The 21,490-nt window shown below is 65.1% G+C and carries 21 protein-coding genes and 1 pseudogene; 10 read left to right on the forward strand and 12 right to left on the reverse strand.

From position 1 onward, the window contains the following. Window positions 1-757 precede the first annotated feature (757 nt). From MHA02_RS08150 to MHA02_RS08165, 4 genes are all read right to left on the reverse strand, one after another. A complete protein-coding gene (locus MHA02_RS08150; RefSeq protein WP_147078153.1) occupies window positions 758-2,119 on the reverse strand; it encodes a sensor histidine kinase in 1,362 nt (453 codons plus the stop codon). Beyond that, window positions 2,106-2,786, reverse strand: coding sequence for a response regulator transcription factor (locus tag MHA02_RS08155; protein WP_147078154.1), 681 nt, complete (start codon window positions 2,784-2,786; stop codon window positions 2,106-2,108). Before MHA02_RS08155 ends, MHA02_RS08150 begins: the two co-directional genes overlap by 14 nt. A gap of 133 nt (window positions 2,787-2,919) precedes the next feature. Then, on the reverse strand, window positions 2,920-4,290 hold the full coding sequence (locus MHA02_RS08160) for an efflux RND transporter periplasmic adaptor subunit (RefSeq protein WP_147078155.1): 1,371 nt from the start codon (window positions 4,288-4,290) through the stop codon (window positions 2,920-2,922). Beyond that, on the reverse strand, window positions 4,287-7,559 hold the full coding sequence (locus MHA02_RS08165; protein ID WP_147078156.1) for an efflux RND transporter permease subunit: 3,273 nt from the start codon (window positions 7,557-7,559) through the stop codon (window positions 4,287-4,289). The genes MHA02_RS08160 and MHA02_RS08165 overlap by 4 nt, the downstream gene beginning before the upstream one ends. Before the next feature lie 439 nt (window positions 7,560-7,998). On the opposite strand from MHA02_RS08165, the gene MHA02_RS08170 reads away from it, so the two are divergent. From MHA02_RS08170 to MHA02_RS08180, 3 genes are all read left to right on the forward strand, one after another. Next, window positions 7,999-8,331 (forward strand): hypothetical protein, encoded by a 333-nt coding sequence (locus MHA02_RS08170; protein ID WP_147078157.1) that lies wholly within the window; start codon window positions 7,999-8,001, stop codon window positions 8,329-8,331. A gap of 144 nt (window positions 8,332-8,475) precedes the next feature. Continuing rightward, the gene (locus tag MHA02_RS08175; RefSeq protein WP_147078158.1) at window positions 8,476-8,769 is read left to right on the forward strand and encodes a hypothetical protein; all 294 of its coding nucleotides are present in this window, start codon (window positions 8,476-8,478) and stop codon (window positions 8,767-8,769) included. A gap of 275 nt (window positions 8,770-9,044) precedes the next feature. Further along, complete coding sequence (locus tag MHA02_RS08180; RefSeq protein WP_170249118.1) at window positions 9,045-10,568, forward strand: hypothetical protein; 1,524 nt, start codon at window positions 9,045-9,047, stop codon at window positions 10,566-10,568. A gap of 431 nt (window positions 10,569-10,999) precedes the next feature. Here the strand turns inward: MHA02_RS08180 and MHA02_RS08185 are convergent, their stop codons facing one another. The 7 genes and pseudogenes from MHA02_RS08185 to MHA02_RS23040 form a co-directional block, all read right to left on the reverse strand. Next, the gene (locus MHA02_RS08185; RefSeq protein WP_210245060.1) at window positions 11,000-11,704 is read right to left on the reverse strand and encodes a hypothetical protein; all 705 of its coding nucleotides are present in this window, start codon (window positions 11,702-11,704) and stop codon (window positions 11,000-11,002) included. 572 nt (window positions 11,705-12,276) lie between these two features. Next, window positions 12,277-12,996, reverse strand: a complete 720-nt coding sequence (locus MHA02_RS08190; protein ID WP_147078161.1) for a cytochrome c biogenesis CcdA family protein — start codon at window positions 12,994-12,996, stop codon at window positions 12,277-12,279. A gap of 9 nt (window positions 12,997-13,005) precedes the next feature. Continuing rightward, entirely contained in the window at window positions 13,006-13,392 is a 387-nt protein-coding gene (locus MHA02_RS08195) for a thioredoxin family protein (RefSeq protein ID WP_147078162.1), read from the reverse strand. A gap of 35 nt (window positions 13,393-13,427) precedes the next feature. Next, window positions 13,428-14,006, reverse strand: a complete 579-nt coding sequence (locus tag MHA02_RS08200; RefSeq protein WP_147078163.1) for a rhodanese-like domain-containing protein — start codon at window positions 14,004-14,006, stop codon at window positions 13,428-13,430. A gap of 7 nt (window positions 14,007-14,013) precedes the next feature. After that, a complete protein-coding gene (locus MHA02_RS08205) occupies window positions 14,014-14,829 on the reverse strand; it encodes a quinoprotein dehydrogenase-associated SoxYZ-like carrier (RefSeq protein WP_147078164.1) in 816 nt (271 codons plus the stop codon). A 295-nt stretch (window positions 14,830-15,124) separates the two neighbouring features. Beyond that, a pseudogene (locus MHA02_RS23035) lies at window positions 15,125-15,427 on the reverse strand (pentapeptide repeat-containing protein); the annotation flags it as partial. A gap of 45 nt (window positions 15,428-15,472) precedes the next feature. Beyond that, window positions 15,473-15,781 carry a pentapeptide repeat-containing protein gene (locus MHA02_RS23040; RefSeq protein ID WP_444980199.1) on the reverse strand — a complete coding sequence of 103 codons (309 nt, stop codon included), beginning with the start codon at window positions 15,779-15,781 and terminating at the stop codon, window positions 15,473-15,475. A gap of 206 nt (window positions 15,782-15,987) precedes the next feature. Here MHA02_RS23040 and MHA02_RS08215 point away from each other — a divergent pair, with 206 nt between their 5' ends. The 6 genes from MHA02_RS08215 (at window position 15,988) to MHA02_RS08240 (ending at window position 19,579) form a co-directional block, all read left to right on the forward strand. After that, on the forward strand, window positions 15,988-16,662 hold the full coding sequence (locus MHA02_RS08215; RefSeq protein ID WP_147078165.1) for a Crp/Fnr family transcriptional regulator: 675 nt from the start codon (window positions 15,988-15,990) through the stop codon (window positions 16,660-16,662). 54 nt (window positions 16,663-16,716) lie between these two features. Continuing rightward, window positions 16,717-16,974 carry a hypothetical protein gene (locus MHA02_RS08220; protein WP_147078166.1) on the forward strand — a complete coding sequence of 86 codons (258 nt, stop codon included), beginning with the start codon at window positions 16,717-16,719 and terminating at the stop codon, window positions 16,972-16,974. Window positions 16,975-17,143: 169 nt separating this feature from the next. Continuing rightward, complete coding sequence (crcB, locus tag MHA02_RS08225; RefSeq protein WP_147078167.1) at window positions 17,144-17,536, forward strand: fluoride efflux transporter CrcB; 393 nt, start codon at window positions 17,144-17,146, stop codon at window positions 17,534-17,536. Next, window positions 17,533-18,156, forward strand: a complete 624-nt coding sequence (locus MHA02_RS08230) for a 2,3-bisphosphoglycerate-dependent phosphoglycerate mutase (protein ID WP_147078168.1) — start codon at window positions 17,533-17,535, stop codon at window positions 18,154-18,156. The genes crcB and MHA02_RS08230 overlap by 4 nt, the downstream gene beginning before the upstream one ends. A gap of 27 nt (window positions 18,157-18,183) precedes the next feature. Next, entirely contained in the window at window positions 18,184-18,375 is a 192-nt protein-coding gene (locus tag MHA02_RS08235; protein WP_147078169.1) for a hypothetical protein, read from the forward strand. 115 nt (window positions 18,376-18,490) lie between these two features. Further along, window positions 18,491-19,579 (forward strand): YeiH family protein, encoded by a 1,089-nt coding sequence (locus MHA02_RS08240; RefSeq protein ID WP_147078170.1) that lies wholly within the window; start codon window positions 18,491-18,493, stop codon window positions 19,577-19,579. A 24-nt stretch (window positions 19,580-19,603) separates the two neighbouring features. Here MHA02_RS08240 and MHA02_RS08245 read toward each other — a convergent pair whose 3' ends face one another. Then, on the reverse strand, window positions 19,604-20,755 hold the full coding sequence (locus MHA02_RS08245; protein WP_147078171.1) for a TDT family transporter: 1,152 nt from the start codon (window positions 20,753-20,755) through the stop codon (window positions 19,604-19,606). 214 nt (window positions 20,756-20,969) lie between these two features. Between MHA02_RS08245 and MHA02_RS08250 the strand changes: the two genes are divergently transcribed. Further along, window positions 20,970-21,203, forward strand: a complete 234-nt coding sequence (locus tag MHA02_RS08250) for a hypothetical protein (protein WP_147078172.1) — start codon at window positions 20,970-20,972, stop codon at window positions 21,201-21,203. Window positions 21,204-21,490: the final 287 nt, after the last annotated feature.

The raw sequence follows: 21,490 nt of genomic DNA on the forward strand, positions 1-21,490 counted from the left end.
GAGAGATGTGCATCATTTGCCCGCCGGCGATCGGCCGTTCGCGGGATTGTATTTTGGTACTTTGGCTTCTGCGGGGCGGCCCACAGGATCGGAGCGGACCAAAAGGGCGCTACTGTCACCACCAGCCGTGACGGATGCGATGGTGGTAGTGGCTCCACCGGCGCGGCCTATAGGACCAGCGGCTGGCCGATCGGCGCCAGCGCGATGCCCCGTCACTACTTGGCCAGATACCCCCGGTGCGGTCGTTGCCGGTGGCGGCGGCATCCCTGTCGAGGCCATCGCCGCTGACAAGCTGGACAATATTTCGGTCGAGGTGCGTACTGGCCGCGTGGGCACCGTGTATGCCGGCAGCGATTGCAAGCGAGCAACCAATTGCTATTGCGAACTTCATCTGATCACCCCTATATTAATGATAATACTTCTATCAAGACAATATACGATCCAAATCCATAATTGGTAGGGCTGATCATTTGAATTAAAGTTTAATTATATAATATTTATTCATCCAGTCGGCGCTTTATTACTGAATGGCTTTAAAAAATGAAAATCGAATTTTATTGTTTGAGACAGCGCCCTTCGGCACATACGATGCCTGTGCCTCATCCCCCGATCCATGGGGCACACACCTGCCGCGAGCGCGAGGCGAGAGCATCGCGCTCGCGGCGACGTCCGGAGCCTCCGCTCCATTGAGACCTGAATGCGACTTTGCCGGTCGGGTCGACCGACCGGCACTTTTCGCTGCGTTGGCGCGATGGCCTCAGCCGGACGAACGCGGGGGAAGCGCCGTCCAATTCTTCAAAGAGGCGCAGCAACCCGGTGCATCGTTCACGAGCGAGAACTCGAGGTTGTGCAACCTGGCGATCGACTCGACGAGGCTCAGCCCGATTCCGAAGCCGGAATGGACGCGCGCTTTACTGCTCCTATGGAATCGCTGTTTCACGCGCGTCAGTTCTGCCTCCGGGATGCCGCAGCCTGTATCCGCGATCACGAACCCGACGGGAGCCGTGGTTGCGGCAACCAGTACCCGGCCACCGTCCGGGGTGAACTTGATCGCGTTGTCGATGAGGTTGCTGGCGGCCTCGAACAGCAGGCTGGCATCCCCGTCGATGGGGATCTCTCGGTCCGGTTTCTCCCAGACGAGCGCCAGACCCTTGTCTGCGGCGAGGGGCTCGTAATACTCCACTGCGTCGTCGAGGATGCGGACGAGATCGACCGGGGCGAACCCCGCACGACGGACCCGATCCTCGAGCTCCGAGATCCGCAGCAGTGCCGAGAAGCGCACGACGATCTGGCGGAGCTCGGCCAGAACGTCCTCGTTCGCAGTGCGGAAGTCATCCATGGTCCGCGCGTTGCGCAGCGAACGCTCGAGGCTTGCCATCACCCGGGTCAGCGGCGTGCGCAGGTCGTGGGCGATGTTCTCGTTGACGCCCTTCACCTCGCTCATCAGGCGTTCGAGCTGCTCCAGCATGTCGTTCACGACGCTGGTGAGGTGCCCGAAATCGGCGGACAGGCCGCGGCTCGGGAGCCGGCCCGAGAGATCGCCCCGCATGATCTTCTCGGCCGAGGACGTGATCGCCGCGATCTGCCGCAGCGAGCCGACACCGAACACGATGGCGCCGACCAGGCCGATGCCGATCGTGCCGGCGATGCCCCAGGCGAAGGTGTCGACGAGAGCCGTCTCCAGCGCTTCCAGCACCTTGGCGGAGCGGCTGACAAGCAGCAGGTTGTCGTCCGGGAGACGGCTGAGCATGCTGTAGTAGACGAGCGGCCGGCTTGCGACGCTCTGCTTGAGCTCGAACGGCCTGCCGATCGGGGCCGATGCCGGGAACGGCAGGTCGGCCCCCGCGAGCCGGTGCCCCTTGGGGTCGAACACCACGAGTGGCCGGCCGCCCTGCTCGAAATCCTCCCAGGCATCGGTTCGCTCGCGCAGTTGGGTGGTCGAGAGCCGTGTCAGGCGCGAGGATTCCCAGCGGACCCATTCGTAGGCGGCGTTACGGCCGTAATTCCGGGTCTCGAGGTAGAGGAACCCGAACAGGGCCAGCGAGGCCGCGCCGAAGGTGGCGAAGAACAGGAGCGCGACGTGGAACCCGCTGGTGCGGTGAAGGTCACGTAGACGCACGGAGGATGAAGCCCGTGTTGCGCACCGTGTGGATGCAGGGGTTCAGGCCATCCGGATCGATCTTCTTGCGGATCTTGCCGATATGCACGTCGATCACGCTCGACTGGTGGTTGAAGCTGTAGCCCCACACGGATTCGAAGATCATCTTCCGGCTGACCAGCGTGTTGGCGTTGCGCATCAGGAATTCGACGATCGCGAACTCCTTCGGCAGCAGGTCGACCTCGCGCTCGGCACGAAACAGCACCCGGTCGATCAGGTCGAGGCGCAGGTCGCCGACGACGAGCTCGTTGACGGCCTCCGCGGCAATGCGACGGCGGGCCAGCGCATCGACGCGGGCGGTGAGCTCGATGAACTCGAAGGGTTTGGCGAGATAATCGTCGCCACCGGCGCGCAGGCCGTCGACGCGCTCGTTCACTGCGGAGAGCGCGCTCAAGATCAGCACCGGCGTCGAGACCTTCGCCTCCCGCAATTGCCCGAGGAGCGAGAGCCCGTCGATTTCCGGCAGCATGCGGTCGAGGACGATCACGTCGAAATCGCCCTCCATCGCCTTCTGCAGCCCGGTCGATCCGGTGAAAGCGTCATCGACGCGGAATCCATAGTCCGAGAGGGCCGAGCCGATCTCGGCCGCGACGCGGTTGTCGTCCTCGATGATCAACACGCGTGCCATGGGACGCCTCCTCGTGCCGTCAGGCTTGTTGCGCATAGCCATAGATAGGCAGCCGCCTAACGAAGCCATGTGGGAAAAATACGGGTCCGCCGTGTGCGGGGCGCAGCCCGGCCCGGCGTCGTGGGTCGTGCGCTCATTCCGCCTTGACCTGGATGGAGGGTGTCGCAGCGGCGATGGTCTTGGAAGCAGCCGTGTCGTCTCCGGTCTTGGCCACGGTGACCTTGGCACCGTCCTGCAGGTCCGCGGGCGGGCTGAGGACGACGTGCTCCCCGCCGTTCAGGCCGTCGCGCAACTCCAGGGTCGTGCCGAGGTCGCGCGCGATCGTGACCGGCTCCAGCTTCACCGTATCGTCGGGCTCGACCACGGCGACCTGGGTACCCTTGGCGTCGAAGATCAGCGCCTCCGACGGGATCGCGACGCTCGGCTGCGCCCGCGGCACCGAGAAGGTCACGGCGACGTAGAGGCCCGGACGCAGGATGCCGTCGGGATTGGCGACGTCGACCTGCGTCGTCAGGGTCCGCGCGGACGAGCGGAGCGCCACCGAACTGCGGGAGACGCTGCCGGAAAATGCCTTGCGCGGCATCTGCGGCACGGAGACCTCGGCCGAGACGCCGTCGTGAATGTCGATGGCCGCGTATTGCGGGATCTGCACCGAGACGCGCAGCACGTCGTCGCTCTCGATCGAGAACAGGGGCGAGCCCGAGCCGGAATCGGCGTGGACGAGATCGCCGACATCCACCTTGCGGTCGGTGATGATGCCGGCGAAGGGCGCCGTCACGTTCTCGAAGCCCTTGAGCGCAGTGAGGCGGTCGGCGGTGGCCTGCTGCGCAGCGAGGTTGGCCTCGGCGACCTTCACACGAGCCTCTGCGGCGTTGAGCGTAGCGGCGGCGGTCTGCACCTTGGCGCGGCTGGTATCGGCGGTCTGCTTGGAGGCCCAGCCCTGGCCGGCGAGCGTCGTGGTGCGGCCGTCGGTGACGTTGGCGAGGGTCACATCGGCCTTGGCCTGGTCGACATTCGCCTTGGCCTCGACGAGCTGCGCCCGCATCTGGCCGAGCTGGGCCTCGGCCTGGCGGAGTTGCTCGTCGAGATCGGGCGCGGCGATGCGCACGAGCAGGTCGCCCTTCTTCACCCGCGAGCCGATATCGACTTTGCGTTCCGCGACGTAGCCGGTGGCGCGGGCGAAGACGTCGGCCTTGTCGAAGGCCTCCGTCTGGCCCGGCAGGGTCAGGCGCATCGGGCTGTCGTCGCGGCCGGCCGGCATCGTGCGGACCTCCGGCACGTAGTCGATGGTCTCCCGTTGCGTCTCCTGCGCGGCCGCGACCTCGCCCCAGTGGCGCCAGCCGCCGAAGCCGAGGCCGCCGGAGACGACGAGGAGCGCGACCACGAAGGGCAGCATGCGCGGCGGCGGGGCATGCTCGTGGGCGAGCGCCGTGTCGGCCCGGTCGGTGGCCAGCGGATCGGTCTCTATCGCGTCGTCGTGTCGAGCAGCGGTCTCGGCGCTCATGCGTAATCCTCGAGGGGTTTGACCGCGCCGCGGCGCAGCAGGGTGTAGAGGAAGGGGACGAAGATCAGGGTCGAGCCGGTGCCCATGGCGATGCCGCCGAGCACGGCGCGGGCGAGCGCCGCGTTTTGCTCCGAGCCTTCGCCCGAGCCGATCGCCATCGGGATCAGGCCGAGGAACATCGCCGCGGCCGTCATCAGCACCGGCCGCAGGCGGGTCTGACCGGCGACCAGGGCGGCCTCGATCGCCGAGCAGCCGGTCGCCTCGCGATGCTCCTTGGCGAAGGTGACGAGCAGGATCGAGTTCGCCGAGGCCACGCCCACCGACATGATCGCGCCGAACAGGGCCGGGATCGAGAAGGTGGTCCCGGTGATGAACAGGCTCATGACGATGCCGCAGAAGGCGAGCGGCAGGGCGGCGAGCACCACGAAGGGGTCGCCCCAGGTCTGGTAGTTCAGGACGAGCAGCAGGTAGACGGCCACCAGCGCGATGCCGAGGCCGATCTCGAGGTGGAAGAACGCGCTCTCCATGCTCTCGATCTGGCCGCGGATGCGGATCTTGTCGGGCGCCTGGAGGCCGGCCTGCTCCTCGCTGACGATCTGCTCGATGGCGTTGCGGACGGAGCCGAGATCGGAGTTCTGCACGCTCGCCAGCACGTCGTAGGTGGGCTGCGTGTTGACGTGGCTGACCACGGTCTGCTCGGGCTTGCGCTCCATGGAGGCGACGCTCGACAGCAGGATTGGGATGCCCGGGTCGCCATGGTCGGCATCACGCACGGCTAGCGGCGTGTTCATCAGGCTGGTCATGCTGGCGTTGCGGTATTCCGGCGTCTGCACCCAGAGCTGGTAGGGCGTTCCGGTTTTCGGATCGGCCCAGAAATTCGGGCTGACCTGGAAGGAGCCGGACAGCGAGACGTTCAGGTTCTGCGCGATCTCCTGCTCGGACAGCCCCATCTCGGAAGCAAGCTTGCGGTCGACGTTCACGTAGAACTGCGGCGCGTCGACGATCTGGTGCAGGTGGACGTCCACCGCCCCGCGCACCTTGGAGATCCGCCGCACGAGGTCCTGCGCCGTAGCGAGGTCTTTCACATCGTGCCGGCCCGTCACCTGGACGTCGATCTGCGCGATCGTGCCGAAGTTCAGGATCTGGGTGATGATGTCGGACGGCTGGAAGTAGAAGACCACGTCCGGAAACTCCTTGCGCAGGGATTTCCGGAGCTGCTTCTCGTAGAACGAGATCGGCTTGTGCTCGCCCTTCAGGTTGATGAGCATCTGGCCGTCGTTGTAGGCGACGAAGGACGCGTCGATGAAGGCGAAGTTGTAGTTCGACGCCGGCAGGCCGATGTTGTCGAGGATCAGCCCGAGCTCGTCCTTCGGCACCGTGCGCCGCACCGCATCCTCGACCTTGGCGAAGACCTTCTCCGTCGTCTCGATCCGCATGCCCGGGCGGGTGCGGATGTGGAGCGTCATCTGGCTCGATTCGATCTGCGGGAAGTAATCCTGCCCGACGAAGGGGAAGAGCGTGCCGGCGACAGCGAAGATGAGCAGCACGCCGGCGACCGTCGCGATGCGGTGGCCGATCACCACCCGCAGCAGGCCGACATAGCCGCGATGGAAGCGCGTGAAGCCGCGCTCGAAGGCGGCGCGGAATGCCGTCGCCGCCCGCCCGATCGGCCGGAACGGGATCGCGACGAGGCGCAGCACCTGCGCGACGATGCGGCCAAGAAACGAGCGCCGCACCTCGATCTGCTCCGGGTCCGCACCGGCCTGTTTCGGCGCGTGGTTTTGCGCGTATTCGCGCGCCACGAACACGTCGATCAGGATCGGCACCAGCGTCAGCGACAGCACGTAGGAGGCCAGCATCGCGAACACGACCGCCTCGGCCTGCGGCGTGAACAGGTACTTCGGCGCATCGGTGAGGAAGAACACCGCGACGAAGGCGGCGCAGATCGCCAGCGTCGAGATCAGCGCCGGCTTGGCGATCCCCGACACGCCCATCACCACGGATTTTCGGAAGGGCTGGCCCTCCTCGAACATTCGGTAGGTGTTCTCGATCGCCACCGTCGCGTGGTCGACGAGGATGCCCACCGAGAGCGCAAGGCCGCCGAGGGTCATGATGTTGATGGTCTCGCCCATGGCGGTGAGCACGCTGAGCGAGGTCAGGATCGCCAGCGGGATCGTGATCAGCACGACGAGGGTCGAGCGCCACGAACCTAGGAAGAGCAGGATGGTCAGCCCGGTGAGGCCCGCCGCGATCACCGCCTCGCGCACCACGTCCCGGATCGCGTCCGACACGAAGACCGACTGGTCGAAGAGCGGGGTGATCGTCATGCCCGCCGGGGCTGCGGCGCGGATGTCCGGCAGGGACTTCTTGACGTTGTTGACGACGTCGAGGGTCGAGGCGGCACCGTTCTTGAGGATCTGCAGCAGCACCGAATGGTGCCCGTCGGACCGCACGATGTTGAGTTGCGGTGGCGCCCCGTCGCGGACATGCGCGACGTCCCGCAGCAGCACCGGCTGGCCGTCGACGACCTTCACCGGGATGCGGTTGAGCTGGTCGACGAGTTCCGGCGAGGCGTTGAGGCGGATCGCGTATTGCTGCTCGCCGATCTTGGCGAGGCCCGAGGGTACCGCGAGGTTCTGCTTCAGCACGGCATTGGTGACGTCGAGGGGCGTCATGCCGACGGCGCGCAGGGCCGCCAGGTCGAGATCGACCATGACCTGGCGGGGCGCGCCGCCATAGGGCGAGGGCAGCGTCGAGCCCGGCACCTCGGCGAGGCGCTGGCGGGTGCGGTACTGCGCGTAGTCGAAGACCTTGGTCAGCGTGTCCTTCGTCGAGGACAGCGCGAGCTGGATCACCGGCACGGAGGAGGCCGAGAACCGCATGATCACCGGCGGCTGCACGCCGGGTGGCATGCGCGAGCGCACCGCGTTCATGGCGGAATCCACCTGCGTGATCGCGAGATCGATGCTGACGCTTGGATCGAAATAGATCCGCTCCGTCACCGTGCCCTGGATCGAGGTCGAGTCGATGCGCTTGATGTTGTTGACGTTTGAGGACAGCGAGAACTCGCTGTAATTCGTGATGCGCTGGACGATGTCGGTCGTGTCGAGGCCGTTATAAGTCCAGACCACCACCACCACCGGGATGTCGACCGCCGGCAGCACGTCCTTGGGGGCGACGATGATCGAGCCCGCACCCGCGAGCATCATAAGCACGGCCAGCACGAAGAAGCTGTTGCGGAACTTCAGGGCAAACCGAACGACACCCATCGCGATACGCGGACCTTGCTGCGGGGGAATGCGGGGAACGAGGCCTCCCGCCCGTGGCGACCGGCCGGCAGCAGAGGCCTTCGCCCGCCTGCCGATCGATCCTGGCCACAACGTCCGGGTAAGTCGAAGGCTCGGCGGCCACCAATGAATTCGGTTTCAATCTTGAAATTTCATTTTGGTTTTGGCGTCCGGACGGGGTTTGCCGACGATCTTCGGTCTGTTTGTCGCTGCGATGCATGGCGCTCTGCATGCAGCGCATTTTGAATACGATCGCAAATATAAAACCGATTTCAAGATCCAAAATTGTTTGAATAAAATAAAGCGATGTTCATTTGATCCAAAGGCAAGACGGCCGCATTGTATGGTCAAGCGGACGGCAGCGGCACAAGCCGAAGCAACCGCCGAAAAGAATACTACTCACATATCGGAGACTATCTGTATGTCGACGTCCATGCGCTCCGCCCTGACGGCCCTTGCTGCATTCGGCGCTCTCGGCGGCCTTTCGGCCGCTGCCGAGGCTCATCCGCTGCATCACGCGGCCCACCACGTCGCCCATCACGCCCAGGCCACCCGCGCGGCACAGTCCGGCCAGTACATGAGCACCGGCTTCGCCGAGCCGGCCCCGATGATGGCGGAGGCATCGCGCCGGTCCTGGATCCACGCCCCGCGCGACGACGACAGCGCGAATGCCAAGAACCCCGCTCTGCCCTGGTACGCCCGCGGCCGCGGCCAGGAGACCGGCGGTCCGGACCGGATGGAAATCGGCCAGTAATCGCCACTCTCAATCATTCACGGCCTCGTCCGCGCCGCGCGCGGGCGAGGCCGTCGTCGTTCGATGGGCAACCAGCTGTCGAGCCGGCGGCCCCGAGTTGGCCTCGACGGCAATCACACCTCTCCCGATCCAGGACCTTCGATCATGCGCTTCATACTGCCGGTCGCGCTCGGCGCGGCGGTGCTTCTCGGCTGTGCCGGGACCGCCTTCGCCGAGAGCCGGATCCCGGCCGGAGGCGCCTTCATGAACAGCTACACCTCGGACCCGTATTTCGATCCGAAGTCGGCCTGGTCCCAGCAGCATTCCATCGGCGATATCGGTGGGCAGATCATGCTCGCCGAGCCCCCCGGCTATCCGCCGGCCTGCTCGATCTTCGACCCGGCTTGTGCCGCCCGCCGTGGCGCGTGGCTGCGACGCATGCGGCATGGATCACGCTGAGGCTTGCGTCCAACAACCGCCTCGGTCGATATCGCCTTGGTCGAAGCAAGATTTATCAAGATTTCAAAATCGAAAAAATCGTTCAATTTCCGTGTCATCAAACTTACACGGCTAGCTTGGCAGTAGACGTTGCGCGCTGCCAAACGGCGGCCGCATCGTGATCTCCAATTTGGTCGGCCATAGCCATGGATCGTCTCTCCTCGAGGCTGAAAGAACGTGCCGCAACGGCACTGGCTCTGACGGTGCTCGCCGCCTTTCCAAATCCTGCTTCCGCGATGGACGAGGCGGCGACGGAAGCGCGTCTCGCGGCGCTGCAGAAACAGATGGCGGCGATGCAGCGCGAGTTGCAGACACTCCGGCGACGGCCCGCCCCAGCAGCCACCGCCGAGGCGCGCTCGGCCACGGGTCCCGGCGGCAGCCGCCTGACCCGGCGCACGCAGGCTCTGCAGGGTATCCCCGGCTCCGAGCCGCGGACGCCGGCCTTCGTCCAGGCCGAGACGGTCTGCGAGGGCAACGCCATGCCCCTCGGCCATGTCTGCTTCACGCCCGGCGGCTTCGTCGAGCTCGCCGGCTTCTACCGCACGCCGAACCAGGCGGCCGACATCGCCAGCGATTTCGCCGGCATCCCTTTCCGCAATTCCTTCCAGGCGCGCGAGGGAGAGTTCCGCTTCAGCGCCCGCCAGAGCCGGCTCTCCGGCCTCGTCACCGCGATGATCGATCCGAGCCTCAAGGCCTCGGGCTATGCCGAACTCGACTTCCTCGGCGCCGGCGTCACCTCGAACAGCCGCGAGAGCAACAGCTACGTGCCGCGCATCCGGCAGGTCTGGGCCGCCCTCGACCAGTCGGAATGGGGCCTGCACGTGCTCGCGGGCCAAGCCTTCAGCCTCGCGACGACCAACCTCAGCGGGATCACGCCGCTGAAGGAGCAGATCCCGCTCACCATCGACGCGCAATACGTGCCGGGTTTCAACTGGGCCCGCACACCGCAGATCCGCGTCACCAAGGATCTCGGCCAGGGCCTCTGGGCGGCGGCCTCCCTCGAGAGCCCGCAATCGGTGGTGCCGCCGAGCCCATTCACGGTACCGGCCGGGATCAACGTCAACAACAGCGGCGACGCCGGCGGCCTCAACAACGCGACCACGACCTACAGCAACAGCGAGGCGCCCGACATCCTCGCCAAGCTCGGCTGGGAGCCGGGCTGGGGTCATTACGAGCTGAAGGGCGTCGGACGCCTGTTCAGCGACAGGCTGGTCGGAAAGACCGACGCCCAGGCCGGCTACGGCATCGGCGGAGCGGCGACGCTGCCTATCGTCCGGGACTACGCCGACCTGCAGCTCTCCGGCCTGGCCGGCCGCGGCATCGGCCGCTACGGCTCAGCCCAGCTTCCGGACTTCGCGCTGCGCGCCGACGGTTCGGTGGCGGCGGTGCCGATGTTCCAGCTGCTCGCCGGCCTCGTCGGTCACGTCCAACCAGGAACCGACGTCTACGCCTATGCCGGCTGGGAGCATGCCGAACGCACAGGCGCACTCAGCCTCGCCGGCTACGGCTCGCCGACCCTCGTGGTGACGGGCTGTGACGTCGAAGGTTCGGCGGCAGCCCTCTGCCAGGCCGAGAGCCGCGACATCCGCCAGGTCACCGGCGGCTTCTGGCACGACCTCTACAAGGGCAGTTACGGCCGCCTCGTCGCGGGCGCGCAGGCCTCGTACACCACCCGCGACGCATTCCGTGGTGCGGCGGGCGTTGCGCCCTCCACCCATATGGTCGTTGGGTTGGCTTCACTGCGGTACTATCCATTCTAGTTTGCAGGCACTGACCCGCACAATCCGTCTACAAACGGATGGTGGTCACAAGATCGCCGCCGTCGAGTGGGGCCGGGCAAAACAGGATACCGGGCTGGTCCGGTAGTCTGCCGGTATTAGATGGCGCAGAATGACCGTAGCAGATCGACGAGAATTTCGGAATATAGTTAGTTCGCATCCAAATCAGGGACATCCTAATATAAAATAGATAAATTCCCCTTAGTCCAGCGAATACGCTACGGTTAGAAAATAAACTAAATTGCACAGCAAATAGTTGTGCACCCAATCCTAGTGCACCAACACCGACATTTGCACCAGAAACCCTTCGCTAAACGTCTGAGCGGACGAAGCAATTCGCGCCGCGAGGCGTGCTTTTTGTCGGCGTCAGTGCGCTATCTCGCCGTCTGATTAGTAGATTTACTTTGATCGCGCTATGGTTCAGCAATTTTTTGAGAGATCGGCCTGATATCTCTAGTTTTGAGTATAACTTCCATTATATCTCGCTCATCTTTTAGGGTTTTGAACTCTGTTTGTAATGCGATCTGAAGATCTGGTGAATAATATACTTGTCCCATCGTCCGGAGAGGCGAATTTTGAGCCTGGGATGTGACCTCGAACAGCGAGACGCCGAACAGACAGCCTGATATTATCATCTGATCTTCGCGCATGTATTTGAAATTAGACTCGGACACCGACGAATTCCCCGGAGACGTCGTCATTTCCATTGATACTTTGAACTGGTGATTTCTTCGACTTCCCATATAATCAAAATCTAATGGTAAATCCTGCCTGTAAGTAACCTGAAACGGTTTATCTATTTTGCCATAGACCTGCATGGACTGCGGTTTGCCGTAGACAAAAATCTGCTTTGTCAATGTACCCGCGCGATCTTCATATGCATTTACAATACCATTTTTCTCGCGAAAAATCTGGCGCTTCGCCAGATCTTTCGTCGGGTCGCCCAAATCTTCTCCTGGAGCCTTCACAGATCTACGGATAAATTCTTGATTGACCTCGAAAGGATCAAGGCCTTTTTTTAAAGTCTGACAGTCGATATTTTGAGATAATACAGGCTGACTAAATGTGAGACAAAAAATCAAACAAGCACTTTTAGAGAACATCGAGAGCCCATCCATAGGAGCTTACCGTCGGGAATAAACGCGGCGCCAGCGCGTGCTAGGATGCACATAGACAGTGTATCGTCCAGGACCCCTAAGACCGTAGGGGCGCTCGACCCTTGATGCGTCGTATCCGGGCTGTATCAGAGAAGGGTTCTGGAGCTCTGCCCGTAAGCCAGCGTCGCCTTCGCCGCTGGCGAGCGCGACGGAGCTGAAACTACTAGCAGTCAGAAATACAACCGAGAGCAGTAATTTTTCCAATATTTCCTCCTCTATAATTAGCAATATGATTTAGGACTTCTCTTAGTTCATTCTAGAGATATTAAATCAGCTAATCAATAATTAATTTATGTATTAATATTCAAATTTTGAAATCCGATTGAATTATTAAAATGTATTTATCGCTGCAGCTGCGCCCATAAGTTCGCCGAATCATTTTAAAGACTCAGGTCGGCCGCTTGAAGGTTCGTATTTTGGGCTCCGACCCCTGCTTCGGACGGCCAACGCCGATTCTTGCCTGCTCCGCCCTTTTAGCCCTGGTCAATGCAGTGGGGAGTTTGGGGTCGCCCTCCCGATTGGAGAGCCAAACCTCAGAATCGGGTCGTCAGGCTGGTGAGCCATTCCGGCGAGGCGTTCACCAGCGCCGTCTCCATGGCCTTGTCGTAGCCCGACAGGATCACGCCCCCGCTGACGACCAGGATCATGCCGAGGGCAGCCTTCAAGCCCTTGCCGGCGCTCATCATCCGGTCGCGCCAACGCATCAGTACCTCGCGCGACAGGGTGCCGAGGAACAGCAACGGGAAGGCCGCCCCCAGGCCGAAGAGAAGCATGGTCAGGGCCACGGCGACGAGGTCCTTGCCCTGTGACGCCATGAGGGATGCGGCGCCGAGCGTTGGGCCGACGCAGGGGCTCCAGACCGCCCCGAGTAGCAGGCCGACGCCAAATTGGCCGTATAAGCCTGCCGGCGAGAACCCGCCGAAGCGGCTTTCCGTCCAATTGCTCACCGGACCAGCCGCCACCGCCAGGCGCGTCTGCGCCGCCGGCACCATCAGGACGAGGCCGATCAGCACCAGCAGGATCGCGGCGACCGTCCGGAAGATGTCGGTGTCGAGGCCGATGGCGAAGCCCACCGTGGCGACGAACAGCCCGATCACCACGAACGACAGTGCCAGCCCGGCCGCCAGGGCCGCCGGCCCGAGCCGGTGTTCCGATGCCGCCGCACCTAGCACCAGGGGCAATAGCGGCAGCACGCAGGGCGAGAGCACTGAGAGGACGCCGGCGAGGAACGCCAAGCCGAGGGTGGTGAGCATGGCCGGGCCTCAGAGCGCCTTTTCCGCCAGCCCCTCGATCCATTCGGGCTGCGTCTCGCCGATGGAGCGGCCCATCTCCTTGTCGCCCTTGAACACGATGATCGTGCTCTGCATGCGGGCGTTCAGGGTCTTCAGGGAAGGCTTCTGGCTGTCGAAGTCGACGTCGAAGACCTGCAGGTCCTTGAACCGGGGGTCCGCACCGAGCTTCGAGAGGATCGGCTTCTGGGTCTTACAGATCGGGCACCAGGGCGCGCTGATCTCGACGAGGATGGGCTTGCCGGCCTTCTGCGCGGCCGCCAGGGCCTCGGGCGTGTACGGAACGAAGTCTGCGGCCCGGGCTGCGGGAAGTCCGATCGACGCCGTGGCGACGAGGGCAAGGAGGGAGCGACGGATCATCGGGGTCGGCCTTTCGGTTGGATGGGCGCCGGCGGTCATTGGCCGGCGGTCGCTGACGGTCGTGCGGCCCATTGCTTGTCCGGTCGCGACCCCGTGGTGTCGTGTCCCTCTTGCCAGCCGTCGATGCCCTGCGGGAACCAGTGCACCTGCCGGTATCCTAGCCCGACGAGGCGTTTGCCGAGGTTCCAGCTGCCCCAGCAATCCGGATGGCAGTAGGTGACCACGGGACGGTCGAGGTCGCCGCTGGTGAGTTCGGCAACCCGCGCCTTCAGCGTCGCCTGGGCGGACGCGTCGAGGTCGCCGTCGCCGGAGCCCGGCAGCCAGGTGCTGCCGGGAATGTTGCGGTGGACCGGGAACCAGAGCCCGCCCGGCGGCAGGCCCGCCGGCTTGCGGTCGAGGTCGGACACGTCGAGGAGCACCGGCTTGCGCTCCGCGACCAGCTTGGCCAGCGTGGCAGCGTCGACCACCGTCGCGCCCTTCAGGGTCGGCGGGGTGTAACCGTGCAGGGCGCCCTGCCAGTAGCCATCAGGCTCCTGCACGCCGACGGGGGAATCGGCGGGCGCCGCCGCGATCAGGAAGACGGCGGCCGCGGCGGCGAGGGGAAGGCGGTACATGCCCGCCTTAGTTGCTCGCCGCACGGACCGGGAAGCTGTTCTCCCAATGGCCGCCCTGGTTGTCGGAGGCGGTGACCTTCATCGGGCCGCTGCCCTCAGGCAGGTAGGCGAAGTTGATCACCGGATTCGAGGAGATCGAGATGTCCCCGTCCATGGTGAACACGCTCTTATCGCCGTAGCTGACCGTGATCTTCTGGATGTAGCGGGCCGGCGTGTAGTCGCGGGAGACCTGGTTCATCTGCATGCCCGAGAAGTTCGGGTGGCGGATCATAAGGGTCGCCGGGACGGGCTTACCGGGCTGCGTCTCGCCGAACTTCACGCGCATGTCGCCCATGCCCTGCATGGCCTCCTCGTCGCTCATACCCATCGGGGCCGAGCAGCCGCCGGACGCCTTCACGTATTCGGTGGACTCGACGAACGAGCCGTCCTTCATCTTCGCGACGGCATGGACGTCGGTGTAGTTGTTGACGCGCACCCGCAGCTTGAGCTCGCCCGGATCGGCGGCGGGGCCGAAGACGAAGTGGGCGGCGTAGGGCGTCGGGTTGTCGTCGATGATCAGCGACAGTTCCGCGATCTTGTCCTTGTCTGGCATCGTCAGGGTGATCGGCACGAGCGAGGCATCTTCCGCGCGCTTCGGGGCCTCGATCTTCACCGCTGTGCCGCCTGGCTGGATCGTCTGGCCCGGGAAGATTTGCTGCTTGATCTCGCCCCAACGCTCGGCGCGTTGGGCGTCGCTGTCGCCGGCCGCGGCGTTGGCCGCACCGCTGGAGATAGCACCGGCCAGGGCAAGTCCGGAAAGCAGGGCGGTCGTCTGGCGTGTCATTCTCACGGCGTTCTCTCCACGGATTTTCGTTGTTGGGCCCGTCGTGCGCGGGCCTCTCTCCGGATAGGCTTAGATTGCGGTCTAATGGATGTCTGTGACCTAGGTCACAGAAGCGCCGCGACGGACACGATTTCCGGACCGGACGAGGCCGGTCAGTGCCCTTCGTCGGTGACGGCGCGATCGACGTTGACGAGGCCAGACCAGTCCTTGGCGCTGTCTCGGCCCTTGAGATCGCGCAGCTTGGGCCGCTGACGTCGAAGCCCTTGAGGCTCGCGCCGGCGATGGTGGCACCCGTGAGATCGGCGCCCGAGGCGTCCGCCGCGGTGAGCACGGCGTCGGTCAGGTCGGTGCCTTTTAGGTTGGCGTAGTCGAGCTTGGCATGGCTGAGGCCGGCGCCCTTCAGCTTGGCACCCTCCAGGTTCACATTGGTGAACACCGTACCCATCAGGCCCATGGATTGGTTCTTAAGGTCGGCGTTGCCGTTGAGATCGGTCAGCGTCGCGCCGCTGAGGTTGGCCCCCGAAAAATCGCCGATAGGCTTCGCCTTGCTGAGGTCGGCTCCGGAAAGGTTCGCGTTGCGGGCCGTGATGCCGAACATGTCGGCGCCGACGAGCTTGGCCCCGCTCAAGTTCGCCTTGAGGAACTAGGCCTGCTGCAGGCTAGCGCCGCTGAGAACGGTGCCTTTGAGGTTGGTGCCGTTGAGGCGCGCCGTGCGCATGTTCGCGCCCTTGAGGTCGAGGCCGGACAGGTCGAGACCCGACAGGCTCTTGTCCGGGAGGTCGACCGGCCGGCCGCCGGCCTTGGCGATCAGGCCCTCGACGTCGGCGCGGGTCATCTCGGCCTTGGTCATCTTGTCGGAGGTCATGTCGCCGCCGAGCAGCATGTCCTGGGCGGCGAGTGCCGGCCCCGCGGTCAGGATCGCGGCGAGCAGGGCGAGTGTGCGGATGCGCATCATGGGCCTCCCGTGTGTGCCGGGGACCCCTTGGACGATTTGCGTCGTCGGATCGGGTTCCGGCTTATGAATCATCGTGCGAAATGTTATGCCGAAGGTGCCGCCCATGTCGGTGACGCAGGTCGCGCAGGCCATGGACGGTGGGAGAAACTTCCAAGAACGACCGGACGATCCCGCATCGTACCGGCGACAGGCGGACGCCACGCATGCCGGCACCCCATCAGATCGAGCGCTGGATCGAGCGCTTCCCCCTCATCAAGAACTTTTCGGCCTCGCACCTGCAGATCGCGCGGGGGACGGTGCATTTCCCGGTCCTTGAGGCCGGCGCCGTCGCCTACGAGCTCGACGGGGCCTGCGCGAACTACCTCATGTGCATCGACGGCCGGACCCGGGTGTTTCGAATGTCGGATGGCGGGCGTGAGGTCCTGATCTACAAGGTCGGCGCCGGCGGCACGTGCGTGCTGACCACACAATGCCTGCTCGCGGGCGGCGGCTTCCCGGCCGAGAGCATCGCCGAGGAACGCACCGAGCTGGCCGCGATCCCGACCGACACGTTCAAGCAGCTCATGGGGGAGAGCCCCGAGTTCCGGGCCTTCGTGCTGGACGACTACTCGCGGCTCATGGCGAGCATGTTCACGCTGATCGAGGAGGTCGTGTTCGCGCCCCTTGAACAGAGGCTTGCCCGACGCCTGCTGACGGAGGCCGACCGACACGGCGTCGTCCACACGACGCATCAGCAGCTCGCCTCCGACGTCGGCAGCGTGCGCGAGGTGGTCAGCCGGATCCTCGGGCAGTGGGCCGAGAGCGGGCTGGTGGTGCTTCGGCGTGGCCAGATCGAGCTGGCCGACCGGGCTGCCCTAGCCGCCAACCGCCTGCATTGATGCCCGGTCCGCACCTCGCGGTCCGACAGGTCGAGACGCGTTCCCGGAAGCGGCATGGTCCCATTCATCGCGATGGTCTCACCACCGGACGGGCCCGACGCCCAAGCCGTCGAGGCCTATCGGGTCATCGTCCTGGCGCTGCACCGGGCGAGCGCCGAGAGTGCGATCAAGACCTACCTCGACGCGAACCACGCGGGCTCGGGGCTCACCATCAGGTTCGAAAGCGCCTGGGCCAGTCCCGGCTTCCTCAAGTCCGCCGGTCTCAGGCCGGGCGAGGTCCGCAAGTTCGATCCCTGGTCGGTTGGCGAATAGGGTTGAATTTCGCCGTTCGCCAGGATGGAACGCCCCCTACAACCGCCCGCGAGGGCTGATAACTCCTACCGCGAGGGCGCCATCCGTTTCGCCCGCGGTAAGAACACGTGCTTCCGTCACCGCGTGCCGACGCTCATACCCCTCCGTTCAACGTGAGGGATCTGATTGCGTGAATGCACTCATCGTCATACTCGGTGCCGGCCTCGGTGGCGGAGTTCGCCACGGGGTCAATCTCGCTGTCGCCCGGCTCGCGCCGCAACTCGACTTTCCCTTGGCGACCCTGATCATCAATGTGCTGGGCTCGTTCTTGATGGGCGTCCTGGCCGAAGCCTTCGTGATGCGCGGCGCCGGCGGGCACCCGCTCAAGCTCTTCCTCACCACCGGGATGCTCGGCGGTTTCACCACCTTCTCGACCTTCTCGCTCGACGCCGTCACCCTTTACGATCGAGGTGAGGTCGCCGCGGCCGGCTTCTACGTCCTCGCATCGGTGGTTGCGGCGCTTCTCGGACTGATTGCCGGACTAGCGCTGGCCCGCACGCTCCTCGGCGGGGGCGTGTCGTGAATCTCGGACCTCGTAGCCTGATCCTGGTCCGTCACGGCGAGAGCACGGCGAACGCTGCAGGCGCTTTCACCGGCCGGCTCGACGTGCCGTTGACCGAGCGCGGCCGAGAGCAGGCCCGGGCGGTCGGACGGCGCCTGTCGGAGCGCGAACTCGCTCCCGATCGCGTATTCTGCTCCTCTCTGTCGCGGACGCGCGCGACCGCCGAACTCATTCTTGAGGTCTTGGAGCAGCGATCGCTCGAGCCGGAAGGCCTCGATACCCTCGACGAGCGCGATTATGGGGTGCTCACCGGACTGGATATGCCGGCGGCCGTCGCACGATGGGGCGCTGACCGAGTCGAAACATGGCGGCGCTCCTACGCCGACGGTCCACCCCAGGGCGAGAGCCTGCGCGATACCCTGGCCCGCATTACCCCCTGCCTCCTGCGCCAACTCCTTCCCGCGGCCTTGCGCGGCACCGCCCTTGTAGTCGCGCATGGAAATGCGCTGCGCGCCGTCGTCATGGCGATGGAGGGCCTCGGTCCCGACGCGGTCGAGCGTCTCGAAATCCCGACCGGCTCTATCCGCATCTACACGTTGGCAGCAGACGCCACGATCGAAGCTGTCGAGTTCCTGCCCTGATCCAATCCAAACGACGGAGTTCTCACCATGAGCCGCAAGCCGACGCATGAAGCGGACCCTGAACTGGAGGCCATCCGCGAACTCGGCCTCCTCGCGCACCAGCACCGCAAGGCCTCCCGTGCCTTCGGCGTGTCCAGCGGCACCATGAGTGCGATCTGGATCGTTCTGGGCACCCTCCTGGTCGTCGCGCTCGTCGCGCTCGCCCTCGCGATGCGATGACGCCTAGCAAGGCGGCCGCATTTCATCGATATGATCGATGACAACATTCATATCGTTCTATTGGATCGAACTGCGTCGATAAGAAAGAGTGGCTCCTGAGTTCTGGAGTCGACCGATGATCCCCGCCCTGCCAACCCGCTTTGCAGCATTCTCCGCGGGAGCTCGCGCCATTCTGCCGGGCCTCGCGCTCTGCATCGCGGTGACCGCCATAGCCCTGGCGCTGGAGGCGGCGGAAGAAGAAGCCTTCGGCCGCGCTTGGCTCGAAGCCCTGGTGCTGGCGATCCTACTCGGGAGCGCGATCCGCACCGCCTGGACCCCGTCGCAGCGTTTCTTTCCCGGCATCGCCTTCGGGGCGAAGACCGTCCTGGAGATCGCCGTCGTGCTGCTCGGCGCGTCGCTCAGCCTCGCGACGATCCTCGCCGCCGGTCCGGGCCTGCTCTTCGGCATCGCCGGCGTCGTCGTGGTTGCGATCCTGTCGAGCTACGGCATCGGCCGGGCGCTCGGCCTGCATCCGCGCATGGCGATCCTCGTCGCATGCGGGAACTCGATCTGCGGGAACTCGGCCATCGCGGCGACCGCGCCGGTGATCGGCGCCGATGGTGAGGACGTCGCCTCGTCCATCGCCTTCACGGCGGTGCTGGGCGTGCTCGTGGTGCTCGGCCTGCCCCTGCTGGTTCCGCTGCTCGGTCTCTCGCCGATGCAGTACGGGGTGCTCGCCGGACTCACCGTCTATGCGGTTCCCCAGGTGCTGGCCGCCACCGCGCCAGTCGCGGCGCTCAGCGTTCAGGTCGGGACGCTGGTCAAGCTGGTGCGCGTGCTGATGCTCGGCCCGGTGGTGCTGGCGCTCTCCCTCGGCGCGAGCCGGCTGCGTGAGGAGACGGACGCGGCCGCACCTCGCGTCACGGCTGGCGACCGGCCGGCCGGCGGCCGTCTCGCGATCCACCGGCTCGTGCCATGGTTCATCCTGGCCTTCCTGGCGGTCGCCGGCCTGCGCTCGGCCGGACTGATCCCGGCCGTCGCCCTCAAGCCGATCTCGCAGACGGCCAACGTCCTCACCATCGTCTCGATGGCCGCGCTCGGCCTTGGAGTCGACGTTCGCAGCGTCGCCAAGGCCGGCGCGCGGGTGACCCTGGCGGTACTCGCTTCGCTCCTCGCGCTCGGCGCCGTCAGCCTCGGCCTGATCCGCGTGCTCGGCCTCGCCTGAACCTGTCGGCTAGGCGAAGCCGAATCAGGCCCCGGCGAGGCAGGGCGAGACGAAGAGCTCGCCGCGATAGGCCCCGCGCAGGGTGCGCACGGACACCACCAGCCAGAGCAGGGTCAACAAGCCGACGAGGCCCGCTCCGAGCCAGGCGAAGCCGCTCAACTCCGTCACATCGCCGATCCGTAGGGTGGCCAGGGCATAGACCCCGAGGGGGAAAATGTAGCCCCACCAGCCAAGGTTAAACGGAACGCCGGCGCGCAGGTAGCGCACGGTGACGGCGAGCGAGAGCAGGAACCACCAGGCCCCGTAGCCCCAGAGGATCAGCGCGCCGATAAGGCCCGCGATCCGGAGGATCTCGGGCGCGCCGGCAAAACCGGCCGCCGCGAGGATCGGGCCACCGGCCTGCCCCAGCACGAGCAGGCCGAGCGCCCCGGTTCCGAGCGGACCGAGGGAGAGCCAGCTCGATGCGGCCATCTCTCGCGGCGGCAGGTTGTGGAGCGCCATGCGCAGCACCAGGATCGCCAGGATGCTCAGCGCGAGTGGTACCGAGACGCCCCAAAGCACGAAACTCGTGACGATGACGGCGAGTTGCTGGCTCTCGCCGCTCAGGGCCGGCGCGAGCAGGCCACCGGAGACGGCGACGACCTCGGCCGTCACCACCGGCAGCAGCCAGACGGCCGTCATCTGGTCGATGCGGTGCTCCTGGCGGGTGAACATCAGGTAGGGGATCGCCACGGCACAGATCAGGGCGAGCGCCACGTCGAACCACCACAGCGGCAGGGCAATGCGGATGGTCTCGGCGCCGAGATAGGGCGCCCCGAAGATCAGCAGCCCGTTCAGCAGCGTCGCCAGCGCCATCGGGATCGCCCCGAAGAACATCGACACCGTCGAGTGCCCGAAGATGCGCCGGGCGCCGTCGAAGAAGAAGATCCAGCGCGCGCCGTAGAGCAGGCAGAACGCGGCGAAGAGAACGACAGAGGCAAGCCAGAGACCGAGCGGGACCGGGGCCAACAGGGAATGCGTCGCAGGCAGACGGTCGAGGGCCAGGGCGACCACACCGGTGCCCATCACCACCGTGAACCAGTTCGGCGTGAACTGCCGGATCACGTCGCGCGGATGCTGGAGGCGCGAGAGCGGCTTCAGGCCGGTGCTGATCGCCAGCAGACTGGACTCGGACACGGGGCGCTTCCGGGCTTCGAGAGGACGTAGGACCGGCTCTAGCACAAGGCCGCATCGCGCGTCGTCGCGATGGACAGCCGCTCGAACGCCACGATAAAACATCGAAAAAAACGATGAGAATAAGCTAACCAAACTATTGGAATGAATGGTTGCTGGCCGCTACCTTCTCGTCATCACGAACTGACGTGACGACCCCACCAGAAGGATATCGATCATGACCCGTACCATCGCTGCCCTCGCTCTTGCCGCTTCCGCCCTCGTCGGCATGACGGGCCTCTCCCAGGCCCAGGGTCTCCGCGCTCCGCAGGCCCGCTCCATCAGCAGCCCATTCGCACTGGTCTACGGCGACACCGATGGCGCCAACGCCAAGAACCCGGCGCTCCCGGCCTACGCCCGTGGCCGCGGCCAGGAGACCGGTGGCCCGGCGCGCCAGCTGATCGGCCGCTGAGAGCGCCACCCCAGCCGCCGGCCTCATGTCCGGTGGCACGAGAGGCATGAACCACCGGCTCGACAGGGGATCGATCATGACCCGACCCACCATCGAGACCATCAACGAGGCCCGGTAGGGAGAGACCAGCGGCCATATGCGCTGGGTCCTGTTCTGGACGGTCGCGCTGACCATTGCCGCCGTCGGCACCGCCTGGCTGGCGATCATTTGACCGGTCGCGAGTCGTCGATGGAGATCGAAAATCTCCCGATGATCTATATCGGAGATCGTTGTGATCTCCAGCCGCC

The sequence above is a fragment of the Methylobacterium haplocladii genome, assembly GCF_007992175.1.
GTDB lineage: Bacteria > Pseudomonadota > Alphaproteobacteria > Rhizobiales > Beijerinckiaceae > Methylobacterium > Methylobacterium haplocladii.